Source organism: Paenibacillus sp. NRS-1781, from assembly GCF_050467745.1.
Lineage (GTDB): Bacteria > Bacillota > Bacilli > Paenibacillales > Paenibacillaceae > Paenibacillus > Paenibacillus terrae_A.
The window spans coordinates 99,614-118,751 of sequence record NZ_JBITPI010000005.1 but is presented as its reverse complement, the minus strand read 5'-3'; the positions used below and the strand labels follow the sequence as shown (position 1 = coordinate 118,751).

Below are 19,138 nucleotides of genomic sequence, written 5' to 3'. Positions count from 1 at the left end.
ATAAAAACGGCGAAAACCGCCTTTAAAGGAGCGGAGAGAGCATACGAGCCAGAATTTCAGCTGTTTTCTGTGATCGTGGCCGTCTGCAGAACACCTTTAAATCAATGTGCGAGGAGTTGGACAGGTCCTCTTCAAAATCGGCTGAAAGGTGTTCCAGCGCTGACCGTGCAAAGAGTACAGCGGTCAACTCAAAATTATAGAAAAAGCTGCGCATGTCCATATTGGCGGTCCCGACCGAGCCGAGTAAATCATCCACAATGATGACTTTAGCGTGAATAAATCCTTTACGGTATTGATAGAACTCCACACCCGCCTCCAGCAGCTCTTGCACATAGGACAGGGACGCCAGATGTACCAGCTTAGAATCCGATTTGTATGGAATAATAATTCGCACATCTACGCCGCTGACCGCCGCCAGCTTAAGCGCTTCATAAATCCCCAAATCGGGAATAAAATACGGTGTGGTTATCCAAATCCGCTTCTTGGCAACCGCCAGCGCACCAAAGCACATTTCCTGAATCGTATCCCATACCTGATCGGGACCGCTGCTCAAAATCTGTACTTCCTCATCCCCTTCACAGGAATGCGGTGGAAATAAATTCTCATCCATCAGCCGTTCCCCAGAGGCCAGCTTCCAGTCGCTCAAAAAAGCATTTTGCAGAAAATAGACGCTATCTCCCTCAATCTGCAAATGCGTATCCCGCCAAAATCCCACCTTGGGGTATTTGCCGAGATAATCGTCGCCCACATTGATTCCTCCAACAAACCCGAGCAGTCCGTCCACCACTACGATTTTACGGTGGTTACGGTAGTTAATCCGGCGATCCAGCGTCGCGAAAAACGGGGGCAGAAAATAATGAAACTCTACACCTGCCTCACTACAGGCACGAATAAAAGAATAGGGCAGATTGTAGCTCCCCACGCCGTCCAACACGAATCGAACCTTCACACCCTCGCGCGCCTTGCGGATCATGACCTCCTGAAGCCGGGTACCGATGTCGTCCGCCCGGAATATGTAAAACTCTACATGGATATGATGCTGCGCCCGTTCCAGCGCTGTCAGCATCGCCTCGAAGGTTTCCTCCCCATTCGTTAGCACGCGTGTGCGATTGCAACCGGTCAACGGATTTTCCGACATACGGATGAGCTGGTTAAAGAGACGCTCTTGTTGCTTGAAATGAGGATTATGCATTTGTTCCACATTCTCAATCACCCTCGATTGCGACCATAGGCGCTCGCGGAATTCACGAAACAGCTGTGATCCCCCTTTTCGCACCATTTTGCGCTTCTTATAATCCTGAGCAACAAAGTAGTACACGACAAAGCCGATCAGCGGGAAGCAGAACAAAATAAATAGCCAGGCTACCGCCTTGGACGGCTTGCGAAATTCAAAGAGCAGGATCGTCCCGGTCTGAAAAATAAAAACAATTAAAACCAACAGCAACCACAGCATGTTTAAGCCTCCTTATACATCTACGTTTTATACCAAGCTCCAATATTTTTGACATGTTTGCCCCTAAATCTGAATAGATAGTAACCAAGCACTATAGGATAGGAGCGATGTCCAGAAAGGAGCGATTATGAAAAAAGGAAGCCTAAATCGCCGGATGACCTTGCTCGTCATTCGAGATGCACAGCAACCGCCCAAGCAGCTACAATGTTCTACAGCCGCTGTCATTCTCGTCCCGACCCTTGTGATCGCGTCCATCTCTACACTCGTGATCGGGCTGCAAATCCGTTCTTCCCATATGATCTCCCAAATGGAAACGAATCTTGCTGTCCAGAGCTTGCAGATGGAGGTTACGGTAGCAGACAAGGATGCGGCAATCGGGCGACTGCGCCGCGAAGTCATGGAGCTGACGAATCAGGCCACCAGTATTCGCGAACGCCTCCAGCGTGTAACGGAGCTGGAGCAGCAAATGCAACAATTTATCCGTAAATACGGAAAATCCTCTGCCACCAGTAGCAGCAAAGCAGCCGTGACCCCACTCTCCTGGGATGCCTCTGGCTATACCGGGGGCGAATTGATTACAGTACATGAAAATACAGCCATGCTTACTCGTCAAGCCATGGATGATTTTCAGGAAATCGAATCCCTGCTGGACACGGTAGAGCGCACGGTTCCCCGCTCTATTCAGCAGGCGAACGCCATACAGCAGAACCTTGAGCAGAAGCAAGCCGCACAGTTGCTCCAGACCCGCAGACTGGCACTTGCCGAGCAAGGCAAGCCTTCAGCGTGGCCTGTCAGCTCACGTCAGTTGACCTCCAGCTTCGGCTATCGCAGTGATCCGTTTACGGGCAAATCGGCTTTCCATTCGGGCATGGATATTGCCGGACAAACGGGTGATTCCGTTTATGCGGCAGGAGCGGGCACCGTGCTGGAGGCTGCCTCCAGCGGGGCACGGGGCAAGTGTATTATCATCCAGCATCCTGATGGATTCCAGTCCTGGTATATGCACCTGAGCGGTATGCAGGTGACTCCGGGGGAACGAGTCCGTAAAGGACAGACCATCGGCCTTCTGGGAAGTACGGGAAGAAGCACGGGGCCTCATCTTCATTTTCAAATTGTCAAGCATAGTCAGCCTGTCGATCCATTACTGTATGTACAATAAAGGATTGGAGGAAAACAACATGTTCAAGGACTCCAAAAAAAAGCTGGCCGCTCCTACGACCGATACGCTGTTGGCTAACGGCACCAGCTTTGAAGGTACAATTGAGGCTGAGGCCAATATTCGGATTGATGGCCATTTTCAGGGCGATATCCGCAGTACTCGCGCCGTCGTGATCGGGGAATCTGCTGTTGTGCGTTCGGATATCATCGCACAAGACGTCATCCTGGCCGGCAAGGTATTCGGCAGCATCACCACAGAGGGACGGCTGACGATCACGCCTACGGGCGAACTGTACGGCAAAGTAGTCGCCGCCGCGCTGGTCATCTCCGAAGGCGGCTTACTGGACGGTACGAGTCAGATGATCCGCACGAAAGACGCGGAATCGTCTGCATCAACTGACGTTTCTGATCTTAAAACACAATCAGAGACGGGATAATTCCATTTACTCCATCCTATCACTGCTATCTACCTCTTTAAACGCAAACGGTCCCTATTGATTGATTTTTGCTGAAAACAGGCTGCAATATACCCCGGCACGCAGAATCTGTCGTGGTCATTGTATAGTTACAGCGCCCAACAGCGCAAAAAGGACGTGCAAATGGGTAGCCATTTAACACGTCCTCTTTGTTGCTTTTAGTATATTGTAAAATCCTCATGTTATAAAAATCAGATCAAAGCAGAATGCTTGGGTTTAGGTTGAAACATCACGTTTTACAAAAACCACCCAGGCAATCGCGATAAAAACTACATAATAGATGGCCAACACGGTGAGCGAAAAGGTCAAATCGGAGCTTACTGTACCCGGCGGCATATCGAGATATTTTTTCAGGTCCATATGCGTAAACAGCACGTATTTGGTCCATTCATAACGATCTGTACTAAACAAACCGATGGAATTATAGATTGTTTTGGTGAACATCATGAACAGAGACAGGCCGATCGCCAAGGCGCTGGAACGAAAAACAGCGGACAGCATAAAAGCAAAGGCCATGGTCACGAATAAAGCAATATAACTGTACAAGAAATTCAGCGTTACATAAGATATCGGATCACTGAACGGTGGAATCGAACCAGCTGGCGCAGCTTTGGATAACATCAACCAAGAGGACAGCGTAACCATCGCAACTAAAATGAACGTTCCGAGCAGACTGAACAGAATGACCGATATATATTTGGACAACAGAATTTTGCTACGAGTCCAAGGTCGGATAAGCAAAAGCTTAATCGTTCCCCATGTAAATTCACCCGCCACTGAATCAGCCGCTACAATGACCGTAAACGTCGTGTTGAGAAAAAATGTAAACATCACTGTCAACACGATACCATCCCACACGCTGACCTGATCGGAAACCAGAGCAATCAGCATCGGAATCACAGCCGTAATGACCGCCAGCATTCCTAGCATAATCCACGTCCGTACGCGCAAATAAATTTTAAGATTTTCGTTATGTACCAGCTTGAAGAAGTCAGTCAATGAACCCGCCTCCCGTCACTTCCAAGAATTGATCTTCCAACGTACGGGCCACCGGGCGAATCGCATATACCTTGACTCCGTTTGCAGCCAGAAGGCTGTTCATCTCTGCTATTTGCTCTCGCTCCAGATGCAGCAGCAGTTGGTTGCCTTCGACGCGCCCTGCACCGGCAAGCGCATAGGCTTGCTGGGCATCATTCACTTCAAAAGCAATTTCCGCCGTCTGGGCTTCTTCACCTGTGCTCTTCAGCTGCTTGATGTCAATCAGCCGTCCGCTTTGGATAATGGCGACACGGTCGCACATCAGCTCCATTTCAGACAACAAATGACTCGATACGAATACTGTAATTCCCTCGCTCCGGCTCAACTGTCGCAAATAATCCCGCAGTTCGCGGATACCCTGCGGATCCAGACCGTTGGTCGGCTCGTCCAGCACGAGCAGCTTCGGCCGATGCAAGATCGCCTGTGCTACCCCGAGTCTCTGCCGCATTCCGAGCGAGTAGGTTTTGACTTTATCGTGAATCCGGTTTCCGAGTCCTACCAGGCGTATCGCTTCATCTATGCGCTCCTTCGTCACCCCCGGTGACATTCTCGCAAAATGCTGCAAATTTTGATAGCCGGTCAGAAACTTGTACATTTCCGGGTTCTCCACAATCGCACCGACGTGGGAAACCGCCTTTTCAAAATCGGTTTTGATGCTGTCTCCACAAATATGGATATCGCCCTTGCTGATCGAAATTAGGCCAACTATCATACGGATGGTGGTTGTTTTTCCCGCACCGTTCGGTCCGAGGAATCCAAATACCTGCCCCGCTGGAACCTCCAGCGTCAGATCATCCACAATCGCTTTTGAGGAAATGATTTTACTCACACCCTCCATACGTATGACGGGAAGCTGTCCTGTCGCTTGCTGCATGCTATGAAACTCCTTCCATCCGGAGTGAAGCTCTATTCTATTTTTCTGTTCATTTCCGGTTTTGGAAGTATTGTACCATATTTAACCTGTTAGAAACACCGCGTCCTATCTATTCCTTATCCTTGTATATCCAGAGCACCCGCCACTCTTCACTTTCCTGCGTCACATAACAAGGCTGTACGATATCAAAATGACCAAACCGGGTCTTATAATGCTGGGTAACCGTAATACGGTAAACCTTCCCCAGCTCGTCTCCACTCTGCTCTGTGCGAATATCATATTCAGCCTGCGGCTCTCCCAGCTCGAATGTGAATGTATCTGTCCCCATATCCTGCATAAACACATGCGCACGCTGCTGCACATACGTGGATTTTTCGAATTTCTTCTTCATTTGCGAATGAAAAAGCTCCCAGGAGCCTCCAAAATTACCTGACTGCTCCATCGTATAGAACTCATTCAGCGCTTCAACCGCCTGATCGCCCTCACCCGTAGACGTCACCCCACGCAGACCCAGCCACAGCAACCATAACAGCCCACATATCAATGCAAAATACAGCAGCTTGCGGACGAACGCGGAAGCCGCTCTTCTTCTGAACAGCACAAATCGCTCCTCCCCTCAGTTGCACCTTCTACTGGATACTACAGATGTATGTGGGACAAGCCTAAGGTGATATGGCTGTGGTGAGCAAATGCTTCTCCATCAGTCCACGGATACGCTGGCGTTCCTGATCATCCACGATGTAATAATACACTCCGTTAATTTTGGTTCCATGGCCCCTCAACTCAACCATATCCGTCTGCCGTAGAGACGGGCCGATCCGGGTCAGAAAGGTCGTCATATCGTCAAAGGTCATATCCGTGCGGATCTGCTCCCCCGCTGCCTGCAATATCGGTTTTACCTTTAACAGTCCTTCCTTGCTGATCCCCTGTGCGACAATTTGCTTGAGCAGCTCCCGCTGACGGGCATTTCTTCCGAGGTCCCCGCGCGGATCATCAAAACGCATCCGGGCATTGGCCAACGCCTCAGTCCCGTTCAGCTTCAAGCTGCCCTGTGTAAAATGATGTCCTTCATATTGAAGATCGAGCGGATTGTTAACCGCGACTCCCCCCAAAAGATCTACCATTTTCGCAAACCCTTCCATGTTCATTTGCACATAGTAATCCATCGGATGATTCAAGAAATGCTCTACCGAACGAATCGACATGTCCACCCCGCCAAAGGCAAAGGTATGATTGATTTTGTCCTCACGTCCCCTGCCGATCAGCTCCGTTCGCGTATCGCGCGGAATGTTGAACATCAATACAGAGCCTTCGGCGGGATTAGCGGACAGGACGATCATCGTATCCGAACGCCCTCGATCATGGGGACGCTGGTCCACCCCCAACACAAGCACGGTGAACGGCTTGAATTGGGATATGGCCGCCGGATTGGGCATACCCGAACCGTTGCCTATAACTGCCGGGCGTCCCGCTCCGCCTGTTGCAAGGGTAGAAATCGCGGCGGGCTGCACGATACTGCGTGGATGGTACATGGCATTTGCCGCCGTTTGAACCGAATGATATACATAAGCGGTGTAAGCACCAGCACCTACCATCAATAATGCAGCGGCCCCTAATGTCATTTTCAGCCATCGTTTCATACAGAGCCTCCCCTTTACGGGTTCATTACAGACCGTTGACGAACCATATCCATATTGTTCATCTGCGGCCTGCCGACAGAATAGTATGCAAAGGCGGACTGTCTGATCTGCTCCTCACGGTACACATTGCGTCCGTCGATCATAATGGGATACTTCATAAGCTCGTTTAGCTCATCTAGCCCCACCTCACCAAATTCCTCCCACTCTGTCAGCAGACACAGCGCGTCGCATCCTTCTGCCGCTTCTCGTGCGCTATCCGCCCACGTTATTTCCGAGCTGTCCAGCATTCTGCGGAAGTTGGCGGTGGCGACTGGGTCATATGCACGTATTTGCGCCCCCGCTTCCAGAAGCGACTGCATAATATCCAGCGCTGGAGCATCTCTTACATCATCTGTATTTGGCTTGAACGCCAGCCCCCATATGCCTATCGTGGCTCCTTCCAGATCACCCAGCGCTTCTTCCAGCTTGCGTAGCACATTAAAGCGCTGCCCCTGATTCACTTCCACCACCGATTTCAGCAGCTTGAATTCATAATCCACATTGCCCGCAATCTGGATTAGCGCCTGTGTATCCTTAGGAAAACAAGATCCGCCATAGCCGATGCCTGCGGACAAAAAAGAAGAACCGATCCGCTGATCCAGCCCCATGCCGTGTGCCACGCGCGTAACGTCTGCACCCACTTTTTCACAGATATTTGCAATCTCATTAATAAACGAAATTTTAGTCGCCAAAAAAGCGTTCGACGCGTACTTGATCATCTCCGCTGAACGGATATCTGTGGTCAAAATATTTGTCGTCAGCGGCTCATGCAGCTTACATAGCACAGCGGCGACATGAGGGTCGGATGCCCCGATCACGATACGGTCCGGCTGGAGCGTATCTGCTACCGCCGAGCCTTCACGTAAAAATTCAGGAACCGAAGCCACGCCAAAAGAGTAGCTTGTGCGGCTCGCGATCAGGCTGTGAATACGATCATTGGTCCCGACAGGCACCGTGCTTTTGGTGACAATCACTTTGTAGCCGTTCATGGCGTCTGCCACCTCGCGTGCGGCTCCCTCAATATAGGACAGGTTCGCTTCCCCGCCCGGTAACGAAGGCGTTCCGACCGCCAAAATAACAATTTCCGCTCCCTCTACCGCAGATGCAGTATCTGTTGTAAAGGTCAGCCGACCTTGCTCGACATTATCCTGGATCAAGCCTTTTAAGCCCGGCTCATAAATCGGTACTTTTCCTTCATGAAGCTGGCTAATTTTGTCCTCATTCTGGTCAACACAGACGACCGTATTCCCGAGCGCGGCAAAACAGACTCCCGATACCAGTCCAACATACCCTGCACCAATTACACATAGCTTCAAAGCGGCTCCCCCTTTTACATACTGTCTCGCTGAATTACGCTTTTACCAGCTTCACTTCTCTATGCCTCTCCCTGCATGCCGATTATGATGGAGCGTAAGCCGTTTGTTCCGCCGATAGGATTTGAGAAATCGGTATACATACACCGGATTGTTATAGGCGTATCTCTTCCATAACCGTTTTGGCTCACTAATCAGGCGGTACAGCCATTCCAGCCCCAGCCTTTGTATCATTAGCGGCGGTCTGCGAACCTTTCCGGTGATATAATCAAAGGCCGCTCCTACACCAATCATCACGCCACGGATGCGGTCTTTGTTACGATACATCCATATTTCCTGCTTCGGGCAGCCCAAGCTGACAAAGATGATATGCGCGCCTGACGCATTGATGTCATGAACAATCTGCTCCTCCTCAGCGGGCCGAAGCTCCCGAAATGGCGGTGAAAACCCACCTGCAATTCGGATTCCTGGGTAGTCCTGCTTCATTCTTTCCTTCAGGCTGTCCAGCGCATCCGGCGTGCTGCCGTAAAAATAGATACTTAATCCTGTCTGCGGCGCGCGTTCGCACAGCTTGAGCATCAGACTGGGGCCGTCCACCCGGTCCTGATGCTCAAATCCATACAGCTTGAGCGCCCATACCAGCGGCATACCATCCGGGGTACACAAATCTGCACGCGCAAGTGCTTCATGGAACTCGGATTGATTTCCGGCTGTAACAATAGAATGCGTGTTGCAGATACATACATAGCTGTCCTTGCGTCCGACTGCCCATTGCTCCACCGTGTGTACGGTTTCCTGAAACGTAAGCGCCGCAATATCTGCGTCTGCAATCCTTCCGACTCTATACTGGGGCAGCTGCTTCATAATCACGCTCCTCTATCGCCTCGCTGTATATGGCCATCAGCTGCTCGTAATTCACTTCTTCCGTGTAGCGTGCAGCATATATTTCCGATACCTTCTGTCTCATAGCTGGATATTTTTCATAGGCTGTCGCACGACGGATTACGGCACTGATATGTTCCATATCATCCTGTTGAAAATGGAACCCGGTTACTCCATCCTCCACCACTTCCTCCAGCGCCCCGAGCCGACTGCACAACACCGGGGTTCCCACGGAATAGGACTCTACGATGGTCATGGGAAAGCCTTCATACCAAATGGAAGGAACCATGACATACATGGCCCGGCTCATGCAATCCAGCACCGTGTCTCCATCCTGCTTGCCGAGAAAACGGATGTCCTCCTGCGGATACGCGGCAGCCAGTTCAGCCTTTTCCGGGCCATCCCCGATGATGACCAGTCTCAAGTCGCCCCGATCTTCCACCTGTGTCCAGGCTTTCAGCAGATTACGCACCCCTTTTTCAGCCGAGATCCGCCCCACAAACAGCAAGTAACGATCATCCGGGTCATACACGGCTTTCACCTCTTTACGTTGGATGAAATTTGGCTTCACTGAGATACGATCCGGTGGAATGCCACTTTCAGCAAATTTCTCCCGCGCAAACTCGGTTAGCGCAATATAGCGACTTACTTTGTGCTGCCATGTGCCGATCAGATCGTTAAACTTGATCATCGCCGCCACTGGAATCGTCTGTAGCGGTGAGCCCCGGTAACACCCGTGGCGAATGGAATGCAGCAAGGTGCCATGCAGGCATTTTTCACAAACCTCATTCCCTCGCATAAAGGTCGCCGCCGGACAAATCAGCCTGTAGTTATGCAGCGTCTGGACGACCGGAATCCCCAGCCGTTCACAGGCATGATAGACGGAAGGAGAAATAACCGGAAAAAAGTTATGCACATGCACCACATCCGGCTTCACCCGCAGAAGCAGCTTTTTGATTCTTTTGAACTCCGGCAGGGACCAAGCCGCCTCCACCGCCAGCTTTGCCATGTTAGCCAGCCCTTTGCTTTGGATACTGTCGTTATGCACATAATAGTGTTCTGTCTCTATCCCTCTGGAGTGCAGCATAGCCAATTCCTGCTCGACAACCTTGTCTTCTCCCCCGCTTTGCTGATAAAAGTTGTGGATGACCAGCACCTTGCCCACCGTTTTTTGGTTATATTCACGTCGATGGACATGACTTGCTGTATCCGATGATGGTGATGATAGGTCGGACTGAGGGGCCTCTTTTTGAACATGATGATGATCTAGGTTTGAAGCCTGTAGATGTACTGGAGACCCCGACTGTATGTTGATCTGTTTGCTCACGTGGCGGTCCCTCGTTCCTGCGTAGATTGCATGGGGTGGTGCATGAGCTGCATCGGTTGTATCCGTGAGTGGCTTAGCATTTCCTCCGCAATACGATCCCACGACATACGCTCAACTGTAAGAAACGCCTGCTCCGCCATACTTTGTCTCAGCTCAGCATTGTCCAACAATTCAGAGACTCGACTCACCCATTCCTCCTCCGAAAAACTGCTCAGGATCACTCCGTTCACCCCGTCCTCGATCAAGGTAACCGAGCCGCCATTTACCGAAGAGATAATCGGGACGCGAAACAGCATACTTTCCAGCAGCACCATACCGAAAATATCGTAATGAGTCGGAAACAGCATCGCATCCGCTGCTCCGTAAACCTGCCATAGATGCCGCTGCTCCACTCTTGTAAAATGCAAAATACTGTCCGTCAGCCCAAGCTCACGGGCATAGGCCCAATAGCGATCCGTATCCGCCTTACGTCCATCCCCGACCATTAACAAAAGGCAACTGGGATGCTTTTGAAGTACCTTTTTGAACACGCCTAGCATAAAACGTATATTTCTCCGCTCCTCCAGCACGCCGACATACAGTAGCACCGGACGACCCCCAAGCCGCCTCAGCTCATCCGTGACCTCAGGATTTTTCTCCCGGCCTTCGCTTGCGTCGTTGCCCCGGTTGCCGCTGTTGTCATTGTTGAACGTTCCCTCCACCTTGCTGCGGTCCAGTCCGACTCCAAGGGTGACGACGTTGTGAAAGCCTTTATCCTCCAGATAGCGCTTGGCAAGATCGGATTTGACAAAGGTACAGCGTTGAGACTTTGTCACCTTCGGCAGTAGCAGGGTATCGTACAATCTTCGGATCAGCGCGTGTGTATCATCGCGGTACGGGCCGTGATACAGCACCAGCTTTTCCGGACATTTGCGAGAAAGCAGATAAGTCATGATCTGGTTGTATTCTGTGGAAATGACCCAATCATAAGCAGCCAAAAACGAATCCTCAAGGACATCCCTGTAGATGCTGTTGCTCAGGAACTTCAATCCGTGGAGCCAGATGATGCGCAATGTGCAGCCTTCGTGACGGTATACCTGCTCCAGATGGGTTTCCTTGTGGTCGTTGTAGTAGACAATGTCGCAATCGAAGCCTTTCCGAACGAGTGCCTTGCCCAAGCCGACTTCCTGCAAATTGTATGAGTCCCCGTTCACCTTGCTAGCAAAATTGCGAAGATACAATATTTTTTGAATCATCATTAGGCTCCTGCCATTTCATATTGGGTGAGTTATGGCGGGCGGAGGGTTTAGAGACCGCTGCGCGTTCCATTTGATCTTCCGATCGCTGTTGCCACTGAATTTTTGGATTAATATAAAACCTAATAAGGTTAAAATTCAGTGGCAAAGGCGAACGCTAGCGCTTCTTCAGATTCAAATGGACCGCTTCGCTGCTGACCGCCGTTTCCATAAAGTCACCCTAATTTTAAAAAAGAGAACTCAGGGCATGAAGTGCCCCGCTGCGCGGGTTACGCGGGCGGATGCACGCAGCCGTAGACTACGCTGGGATGCGTGTCCGAGAGAAGTTCACGGCGATAGGCGAAGCTATCGCCGGGCGGGCTCTACCTTCCCCCACCCTATGGGCTGGGGGAAATTCCTTTTGGCGGCGGCGGGAAGTAGCGGAGGATAGGATTTGAATCTGTAGAAGCGAAGCGTTCGCCTTTGACGTGGGATTCCGCCCCCTATAGGGGCTTATTCAATCAGGGAATCCCGCGTCAACAGCGATCGGAGGATCAAATCCGTCCCGAAGCGGCCTCCCCCCTCCAAACCGAATGCTCCCCCTGCCTCTGCTTTTCTTCCATCATCTGCATATTAAAATGATCTGCTCCTTTAAGCTGGGCAGCCGCCATATCCGCCACCAAGGTCACGCTCGACTCCATCGGGACAAAGCGGTATTTATAAGCCGTAAGCCGATGGTCCGTTTCGTGAAATAAAATATCCTGCGCGTAGTTGCCCCAACGATCCTTGGGCATCAAGTCAATCGTCATGCCGGCATGTGCGGAGGGCAGCAGCATATTGGAGCCGTGAATGCCGATCACCAATCGGCTGGCTGCATACACCTCGCATACCAGCAGCTCACTTTCCCGGTCGAAGCGTGCGACACGTTCGTCCGTAATCCATGCCGGGAAGCTCCCAGTGCGACCCAATCCGGCAACCGTAAAACGGTAATCCGGAAAGGATTCCTGCAACCTGCGAAACAACCGGATGATTTTGCGACGCTGATGATAAATCAGCGGTTTAAGCCAACGCTTGAGCTGCGGAAATTTCTGTACCGCTCGTGCGATATGATGGCTGCCGCTCCACAAGCGGTCTTCCCTCCATACGAAGGTAATGCGCGGCTCCGACTCACGGCCATCCTCATAACGCGGGACACCCGTAAACTGCTCAATATCGAACTGACTAGGGTGTGAATACGCCGGACTGACATAGACCTCATCAAAGCGTACCAGTTCCTCTATCATTCGATGATGCAGCACCGGATAAAAGTTGCGGGCCTTGCTGAATGGCACATCGACTGTCCAGATTTCAGCCACACCTGCGGGAACCATCCACTCCAGCGATTTTTGCACAATAACGACGATGCCCAGCTCCGGCAATTGTTTGTATTCCCGCTGCACATTCAGCAGCTTAAGCAAAGCGTGACCATACAAATAATCAATCGTATTGACGATGATGATGCGCTTAAAGGGTTTCATTTTATGCACAGTCATGCCAACTGCCAAATCATAGGAAGGACTGAGCAACGCTTGCCGCAAGGGCTCTCCGAGCCATTTTATCGATTTCGCATCTCCGGTTAGTGTATAGTTAGGCATTTCTACCCGATAGGGTGAATACGTGGCATGCCCGACCCGCATATCCTCGATATATTCACGTCCACAGCCCTCACACCAAGTGCTGACACATACATGAATTCCCTGCCACAGCACCTCTCCGCCCCGTACCTTACCTCCACAATGCGGACATTGTCCCTCATGCTGAACAAACGGTTTAATGGGTATCATGATTGTTCTCTCCAACTTTCGGTACTGTAATATGAACACGCCAGAAGGTCAGGATCGACTTCATCATCCAGCTCAAATTGGCTTTGACTTCCTTAAACAGCAAATCTAATAAAAATACAGATATCGTAAAAGACAAGATGGTCGCCACCAGCGAGCCTCGAACACCAAATAACGGGATAAGCGCATAATTTAAAGCCACATTCGTCACTGCACCTACGATTGAGGTCAACAGCGTATATTTAAACAAATTTTCATTCGTGATAAACAAGCTTTTAGCAACACTGAAATTAGTAAAAAACAGACGAATCGCAAACAGCGACAGCAACGAGCCTGCCTCGGTAAATTCCCGCCCATACAGCACGACCACCACCCATTGGGACAGAAAAAATAACGGTATTGAGGTCACCAGAAAGCAAATAAACATTAGCCGATATACGTTGGACAACGTCTGTCTGTATTCATCGCTCCCTTTCATCTTGGAACGGGTCACCACTGGGGCATATGCTGTGGTAAGAACGACCGGAATGAAGCCCAGCACTTCAATAAGACGGAGCGCAACAGAATATTGCCCCACCGCCGCATCCCCCAGCATCTCGCCGATAATGACCTGATCAATCCGTGCCTGTACATATACAGCGGAGGATGACAAAATAAGCGGCCAGCTGTGATTCATGATTCGTCGTGCTGTGGTTAGGCTGAACGTCCACTTGTGCATACGCCGTCCTTCCTTACGGAAGAAATACAGCAGAATCAGACTTCCGAGCAGAAACTCGCCATGAGCGCACAGCGCCACCACCCAGATGGGGACACCGGACAGCAATAAAATGATTTTAATGGTGGAGCTGAGGACAAAGGCTGTGTTCTTGGCAATGACGGTGTATTTGGACAACATTTGCGCCCGGAACCAGTAGTCGATGATATCAAACAACTGAAACACTGAGGCCATTGCCAGGATCAGATTGATCAATCGTACGGAACTATCCTCCGGTCTAAGCAGCGAAATGAAGGAGCATGACAAGACAATGGCTACCAAAGTACCCGCCAGCTTCAGCAGAATCGCCGTACCCAATAACTCCTGCTCATCCTTGGGGTCCTTGACGAGATCGCGCACCAATATGGAATCAAAGCCAAGCGTCGTGAAAATCAGAAACATTCCGAAAAAAGATTCCGCATAATTCCACTTCCCCAGTTCCTCCGGTCCGAGCACTCTCGCCATGATAATGCTGACCGCCAGACCAAACACCATGCGGATCATTTTGTCGCCGAATAGCCAAGACGTATTCACCAGCAGACTTCTGCGCGATTTGGCGTGATTTTTGACTAATGTCATAAGCTCTACTCCATCTTGAAAAATGACCTTTCGCACGGCTCCATAGCATGCTGTTCTGCCGATGCGACTACAATAATGTACAGCGAAGAGACCTCCCGGCAAGCGGGTGGCCCCTCCATGTCTTATACGACGACGGAAGCTTCGACCGCAGCCTGCCTTTTTACCCGCTCCAAGTCTGTGTCCACCATCATATGAATGAGCTGTTCGAAGCCTACTTCTACTTGCCAGTCCAGCTTTTCCTTCGCCTTGGCGCAATCGCCGAGCAGTAAATCCACCTCTGCCGGACGGACGAACTGAGGATCAATGACGACATAATCCTCATAGTTCAGACCTACATGGGAAAAGGCGATTTGCAGCAGTTCGCGGACGGAATGCATTTCTCCCGTAGAAATGACGTAATCATCCGGTTGATCCTGCTGGAGCATCATCCACATCGCCTTCACGTAATCCCCCGCAAAACCCCAATCCCGCAGCGAATCCAGATTCCCCATGCGCAGCTCCTGCTGCAAACCCAGCTTGATACGGGCTACAGCGTCCGTCACTTTGCGTGTTACAAACTCCAGCCCACGGCGGGGCGATTCATGATTGAACAAAATGCCGGAGCATGCAAACATATCAAAGCTCTCACGGTAGTTCACCGTGATCCAATGACCATACACTTTGGCGACACCGTAAGGGCTGCGCGGGTAAAATGGGGTCGTTTCTGTCTGTGGCGTCTCCAACACCTTGCCGAACATCTCACTACTCGACGCCTGATAAAAGCGCGTGTTCGGCTTGGCAATCCGAACCGCCTCCAGCATATTGGTGACGGATAGCGCTGTAATCTGCCCAGTAGCCAAGGGCTGCGGCCATGAGGCCGCGACGAAGGATTGGGCAGCCAGGTTATAGACCTCATCCGGGTCAGACTGACGCACGGCTTCGATGAGCGAGGCCAGATCGGTCATATCGCCGGAAAGCCAATGAATGTCATTCTGGATATGTGCCACATTTTCAAAGTTCGGCGTACTGGTGCGTCTGCGTACCCCGTACACCTCATAATCTTTGGACAGCAGCAACTCGGCCAGATAAGATCCGTCCTGTCCAGTAATCCCTGTGATCAGCGCTTTTTTCATTCCTATTCCCCCACCGTTTTTTATTGTTCAACCAGATCCAGACCTTGAAATGCCTGATACACAGACGTTAATCCCTCTTCCAGTGAAATGCGCGCCGACCAGCCCAGCCCGGAAATTCGGGACACATCCACCAGCTTGCGCGGTGTGCCATCGGGAGCGGACGTATTAAAGGTAATTTCCCCCTCATAACCGACGACTTCCTTCACCCGTTCAGCCAGCTCCCGGATGGAAATATCCTCCCCAACGCCGATGTTCACAATCTCATTTCCCTCATAGCTATTCATCAGGAACAGACAGGCTTCCGCCAAATCATCCGAATGAAGAAATTCACGACGTGGTGTGCCGGAGCCCCATACTTCGACTGTCGGGGACTGATTCAGCTTGGCTTCGTGAAACTTGCGGATGAGCGCAGGCAGCACATGAGAGGTCTGGAGATCAAAATTATCGCCTGGACCGTACAAATTCGTAGGCATCACCGAAATATAACGGGTTCCATATTGACGGTTGTAGGACTGGCACATTTTAATCCCGGCGATTTTAGCGATAGCATAGGCTTCATTCGTAGGCTCCAGCTCACCTGTAAGCAGATATTCCTCCCGCAATGGCTGTGGGGCAAATTTGGGATAAATACAGGTGGACCCAAGGAATAGCAGCTTGCTTATATTCGCCCGGTATGCCGCGTCTATCACATTCGTCTGGATGAGCAGGTTGTCACGGATAAAATCGGCCGGGTAATCGTTGTTCGCCAGAATCCCACCAACCTTGGCTGCTGCCAAAAATACATAGTCCACCGACTCAGTTTCGAAAAAGCGGTCTACAGCCTCCTTGTTGCGCAGATCCAGCTCGCTGCTTGTGCGGGTGATCAGGTTACGGTAGCCTTCTTTGCTCAACGCCCGAACAATGGCGGAACCCACCAGTCCGTTGTGTCCTGCTACATATATGTTGGAATGAAGATCCATGCTTTCCCCTACCCTTCCTGTTGGAGTGAATTTAATATGCATCGTTGGAGCCCAATAGCACCCGGAACGTTTTCAGCATGATGATAATATCCGTGCGTAAACTGCGTCTGGATATGTACTCCAGATCCAGCTCTACCATCTGGTTAAAGCTCAGATGATTACGACCGCTGACCTGCCATAGGCCGGTGCAGCCTGGCGTAACCGTCAGACGCAGCTTATCCCTAACCGTATAATCATCGACTTCTCTGGGCAGCGGGGGTCTGGGCCCTACCAGACTCATCTGCCCACGTAGTACATTCAGCAGTTGCGGCAGCTCATCAATGCTCGTTCTGCGGAGGAGGCGCCCAATACGGGTGATGCGTGGATCATCCCGCATTTTGAACATCGCACCTTCGATTTCATTTTCCAACAGCAGCGTGGACAATCTGTCCTCGGCATCGGACACCATGGAGCGAAATTTGATCATGCGAAACGGCCGTTCATTTTTACCAATACGAACTTGATAAAATAAAGCGCTTCCTCTCGGGTCTTCCAGCTTAATCAGCAAAATCACGAGCAGAAATACCGGGCACAGCACGATTAAACCAATGAACGACAGCACGATGTCCATACTTCGCTTCACGAACGGATATACGCTCAATCCTTGCCGGCGTTCAAGCCCATGAGCGGCCGAATACACTTCCACTGATGTACTCAAAGCTTCAGCCTCGTTCGAGTGGGAAGAAGACACTGCTCATCACCTCAGCTTCCGATTGATAAGTATTATTTATTCATTGTTAAGAGAATTTTTTTAACTCCCATTTCCCTCCTTTCTGTTCATGTCAGGTTGCGTTCCTCCATGCCGCGCTCCGCACGAGTATCCGACCGTTTCACGTTGTTGAGCACCACGCCCAAAATACGTGCCTTTACTCTTTCCAAATTGGCTTTCGCTTTCTTGACGAGATCCTTTTTGACCTTCCCTGCCTGCACCACCAAAATCACTCCGTCACACATGGCGCTTATAATGAGGCCATCTGGAAAGGACAACAATGGCGGCGTATCCATTAAAATCACATCATAATGCTCCTTCAGCTCAGACATTAGAGCGTTCATTCTGCGGGAGCTGAGCATCTCGGACGGATTCGGCGGAGTCGGTCCGGCTGTAATGGCATACAGATGATCGATCCCTGTTTCCTGAACCACTTCCTGCCATGGCTGCTGGTTGGCAAGGACACGTGTCAGACCCGTATGATTACGCAAGCCGAACATGTGGTGCAAGGAAGAGCGGCGCAAATCCATGTCCATAACCAGCACCTTCTTCCCCTCTTGCGCATACGTTACAGCCAAATTGCTAATCGTGACCGTCCTACCTTCACCCGCCTGAGCTGATGCTACCATCATAACCTCAATCGGCTCATCTATAGAAGAAAACTGGATGTTCGTGCGAAGCATACGGTACTCCTCCGAGACAGGAGATTGGGCATGCAGGGATGTGACGAGCTGGTTATTGATTAGTCGCGGCATATTGGCCTTCACCTACCTGTTTGGGAGTTGTAGCTGAACCGTCGGAGCGTTTGTCTTCTTTTTTCATTTTCGTAATCAGGGACAGGGTAGGCAGGCCGAGTTCTTTTTCAACATCCTCTTCATTTTTAAAGGTATCATCCAGCACTTCCAGCAAAAACGCCAAGCCTATACCCAGCAACAAGGAGGTGAAAAAAGCAATAAGCATCTGTATAGCGGGATTACTGTTCACAGGAACAGCCGGTTCAGTCAGACTGGCTTCGCTTAGAATCGTGACGTTGTCCATTTTCATGATAGAGGGAATTTGTCGTTTGAATACTTTAGCTATCGCATTTACGGTTTTGACAGCCTTCGTATACGATAAATCACGGATTGTTAAATCCATGACCTGTGAATCACCTGCGGTGTTTACTCTTAGTTTTTGCGCCAGAACTGACGGAGTGACCTTGAGATCGGGGAAGCTGGCGACCACCTGGTCCATAATTGCCGAGGACATCATAATTTGCTTATAGGAGTTCGTTAAAGCTATATTCGTTTGAACGACACTGTAATCGACGACACCCGCACGATCCGGCCTTGGCGTTTGGTTGATAATAAGCTTCGCTGTCGCTTCATAAATCTGAAGGGTAAAATATACATTTTTCACGCCTACCACAGCACATACCAACAATACGATACCGCTAATCAACCATATTCTTTTTCGGATCATACGGATGTACTCTTTCAACTGCACAAGACCAGTCCTCTCTGATTGACTTGTTTTCGATGCAATGACGCTTGTACTGATCCTCTGCATAGCATGACCATATAATCTATAGTAAAATGTTGTATAATAGCGCATAGAAGGTCTAGCCAGCGAATTTGCACAAGTGCTAAACCATCCGTGGCCTCCCAGGGTATATGAACGATAGCATCTGGATAAAACTATAAAATAACGATACGTTATGTATCCTACATAACTAATTTATGATACAACTCGTATCTTGTCAAGCTTAAAATT

Annotated in this window: 19 protein-coding genes; 3 read left to right on the top strand and 16 right to left on the bottom strand. The window is 50.4% G+C overall.

Annotated elements, in window-relative coordinates; genetic code table 11:
* Positions 1–22: 22 nt before the first annotated feature.
* Positions 23–1,453, bottom strand: a complete 1,431-nt coding sequence (gene cls, locus ACIFO6_RS01585) for a cardiolipin synthase (RefSeq protein ID WP_430037330.1) — start codon at positions 1,451–1,453, stop codon at positions 23–25.
* Positions 1,454–1,580: 127 nt separating this feature from the next.
* On the opposite strand from cls, the gene ACIFO6_RS01580 reads away from it, so the two are divergent.
* Positions 1,581–2,612, top strand: a complete 1,032-nt coding sequence (locus tag ACIFO6_RS01580; protein WP_430037328.1) for a M23 family metallopeptidase — start codon at positions 1,581–1,583, stop codon at positions 2,610–2,612.
* 19 nt (positions 2,613–2,631) lie between these two features.
* Positions 2,632–3,048, top strand: a complete 417-nt coding sequence (locus tag ACIFO6_RS01575) for a bactofilin family protein (RefSeq protein ID WP_430037326.1) — start codon at positions 2,632–2,634, stop codon at positions 3,046–3,048.
* A gap of 255 nt (positions 3,049–3,303) precedes the next feature.
* On the opposite strand, the gene ACIFO6_RS01570 is transcribed toward ACIFO6_RS01575, so the two are convergent.
* The 8 genes from ACIFO6_RS01570 to ACIFO6_RS01535 all read right to left on the bottom strand — a co-directional run bounded on the left by ACIFO6_RS01570 (position 3,304) and on the right by ACIFO6_RS01535 (position 11,435).
* Entirely contained in the window at positions 3,304–4,086 is a 783-nt protein-coding gene (locus ACIFO6_RS01570; RefSeq protein WP_430037323.1) for an ABC transporter permease, read from the bottom strand.
* Positions 4,079–4,999, bottom strand: coding sequence for an ABC transporter ATP-binding protein (locus ACIFO6_RS01565; protein WP_430037320.1), 921 nt, complete (start codon positions 4,997–4,999; stop codon positions 4,079–4,081). Before ACIFO6_RS01565 ends, ACIFO6_RS01570 begins: the two co-directional genes overlap by 8 nt.
* Positions 5,000–5,108: 109 nt before the next feature.
* The gene (locus tag ACIFO6_RS01560; RefSeq protein WP_430037317.1) at positions 5,109–5,600 is read right to left on the bottom strand and encodes a hypothetical protein; all 492 of its coding nucleotides are present in this window, start codon (positions 5,598–5,600) and stop codon (positions 5,109–5,111) included.
* Between the two features lie 61 nt (positions 5,601–5,661).
* Entirely contained in the window at positions 5,662–6,639 is a 978-nt protein-coding gene (locus ACIFO6_RS01555) for an LCP family protein (RefSeq protein WP_430037314.1), read from the bottom strand.
* Positions 6,640–6,653: 14 nt separating this feature from the next.
* Positions 6,654–7,994 carry a UDP-glucose dehydrogenase family protein gene (locus ACIFO6_RS01550; protein WP_430037311.1) on the bottom strand — a complete coding sequence of 447 codons (1,341 nt, stop codon included), beginning with the start codon at positions 7,992–7,994 and terminating at the stop codon, positions 6,654–6,656.
* A 51-nt stretch (positions 7,995–8,045) separates the two neighbouring features.
* Positions 8,046–8,855, bottom strand: coding sequence for a WecB/TagA/CpsF family glycosyltransferase (locus tag ACIFO6_RS01545; protein WP_430037308.1), 810 nt, complete (start codon positions 8,853–8,855; stop codon positions 8,046–8,048).
* Entirely contained in the window at positions 8,833–10,038 is a 1,206-nt protein-coding gene (locus ACIFO6_RS01540; protein ID WP_430037411.1) for a glycosyltransferase family 4 protein, read from the bottom strand. Before ACIFO6_RS01540 ends, ACIFO6_RS01545 begins: the two co-directional genes overlap by 23 nt.
* Positions 10,039–10,196: 158 nt before the next feature.
* Positions 10,197–11,435: a glycosyltransferase family 4 protein gene (locus tag ACIFO6_RS01535; protein WP_430037305.1), complete on the bottom strand. Its 1,239-nt coding sequence runs from the start codon at positions 11,433–11,435 to the stop codon at positions 10,197–10,199.
* 247 nt (positions 11,436–11,682) lie between these two features.
* On the opposite strand from ACIFO6_RS01535, the gene ACIFO6_RS01530 reads away from it, so the two are divergent.
* On the top strand, positions 11,683–11,865 hold the full coding sequence (locus ACIFO6_RS01530) for a hypothetical protein (protein ID WP_430037302.1): 183 nt from the start codon (positions 11,683–11,685) through the stop codon (positions 11,863–11,865).
* Between the two features lie 103 nt (positions 11,866–11,968).
* Here ACIFO6_RS01530 and ACIFO6_RS01525 read toward each other — a convergent pair whose 3' ends face one another.
* From ACIFO6_RS01525 to ACIFO6_RS01495, 7 genes are all read right to left on the bottom strand, one after another.
* Entirely contained in the window at positions 11,969–13,237 is a 1,269-nt protein-coding gene (locus ACIFO6_RS01525) for a hypothetical protein (protein WP_430037299.1), read from the bottom strand.
* The gene (locus ACIFO6_RS01520; protein WP_430037296.1) at positions 13,224–14,567 is read right to left on the bottom strand and encodes a flippase; all 1,344 of its coding nucleotides are present in this window, start codon (positions 14,565–14,567) and stop codon (positions 13,224–13,226) included. Before ACIFO6_RS01520 ends, ACIFO6_RS01525 begins: the two co-directional genes overlap by 14 nt.
* Positions 14,568–14,689: 122 nt before the next feature.
* A complete protein-coding gene (gmd, locus tag ACIFO6_RS01515) occupies positions 14,690–15,679 on the bottom strand; it encodes a GDP-mannose 4,6-dehydratase (protein WP_430037293.1) in 990 nt (329 codons plus the stop codon).
* A 20-nt stretch (positions 15,680–15,699) separates the two neighbouring features.
* The gene (gene fcl / locus ACIFO6_RS01510) at positions 15,700–16,638 is read right to left on the bottom strand and encodes a GDP-L-fucose synthase (protein WP_430037291.1); all 939 of its coding nucleotides are present in this window, start codon (positions 16,636–16,638) and stop codon (positions 15,700–15,702) included.
* Between the two features lie 31 nt (positions 16,639–16,669).
* On the bottom strand, positions 16,670–17,368 hold the full coding sequence (locus ACIFO6_RS01505; protein ID WP_430037288.1) for a sugar transferase: 699 nt from the start codon (positions 17,366–17,368) through the stop codon (positions 16,670–16,672).
* 86 nt (positions 17,369–17,454) lie between these two features.
* Entirely contained in the window at positions 17,455–18,141 is a 687-nt protein-coding gene (locus ACIFO6_RS01500) for a CpsD/CapB family tyrosine-protein kinase (RefSeq protein ID WP_430037285.1), read from the bottom strand.
* The gene (locus ACIFO6_RS01495) at positions 18,122–18,871 is read right to left on the bottom strand and encodes a YveK family protein (RefSeq protein ID WP_430037282.1); all 750 of its coding nucleotides are present in this window, start codon (positions 18,869–18,871) and stop codon (positions 18,122–18,124) included. The genes ACIFO6_RS01500 and ACIFO6_RS01495 overlap by 20 nt, the downstream gene beginning before the upstream one ends.
* Positions 18,872–19,138: the final 267 nt, after the last annotated feature.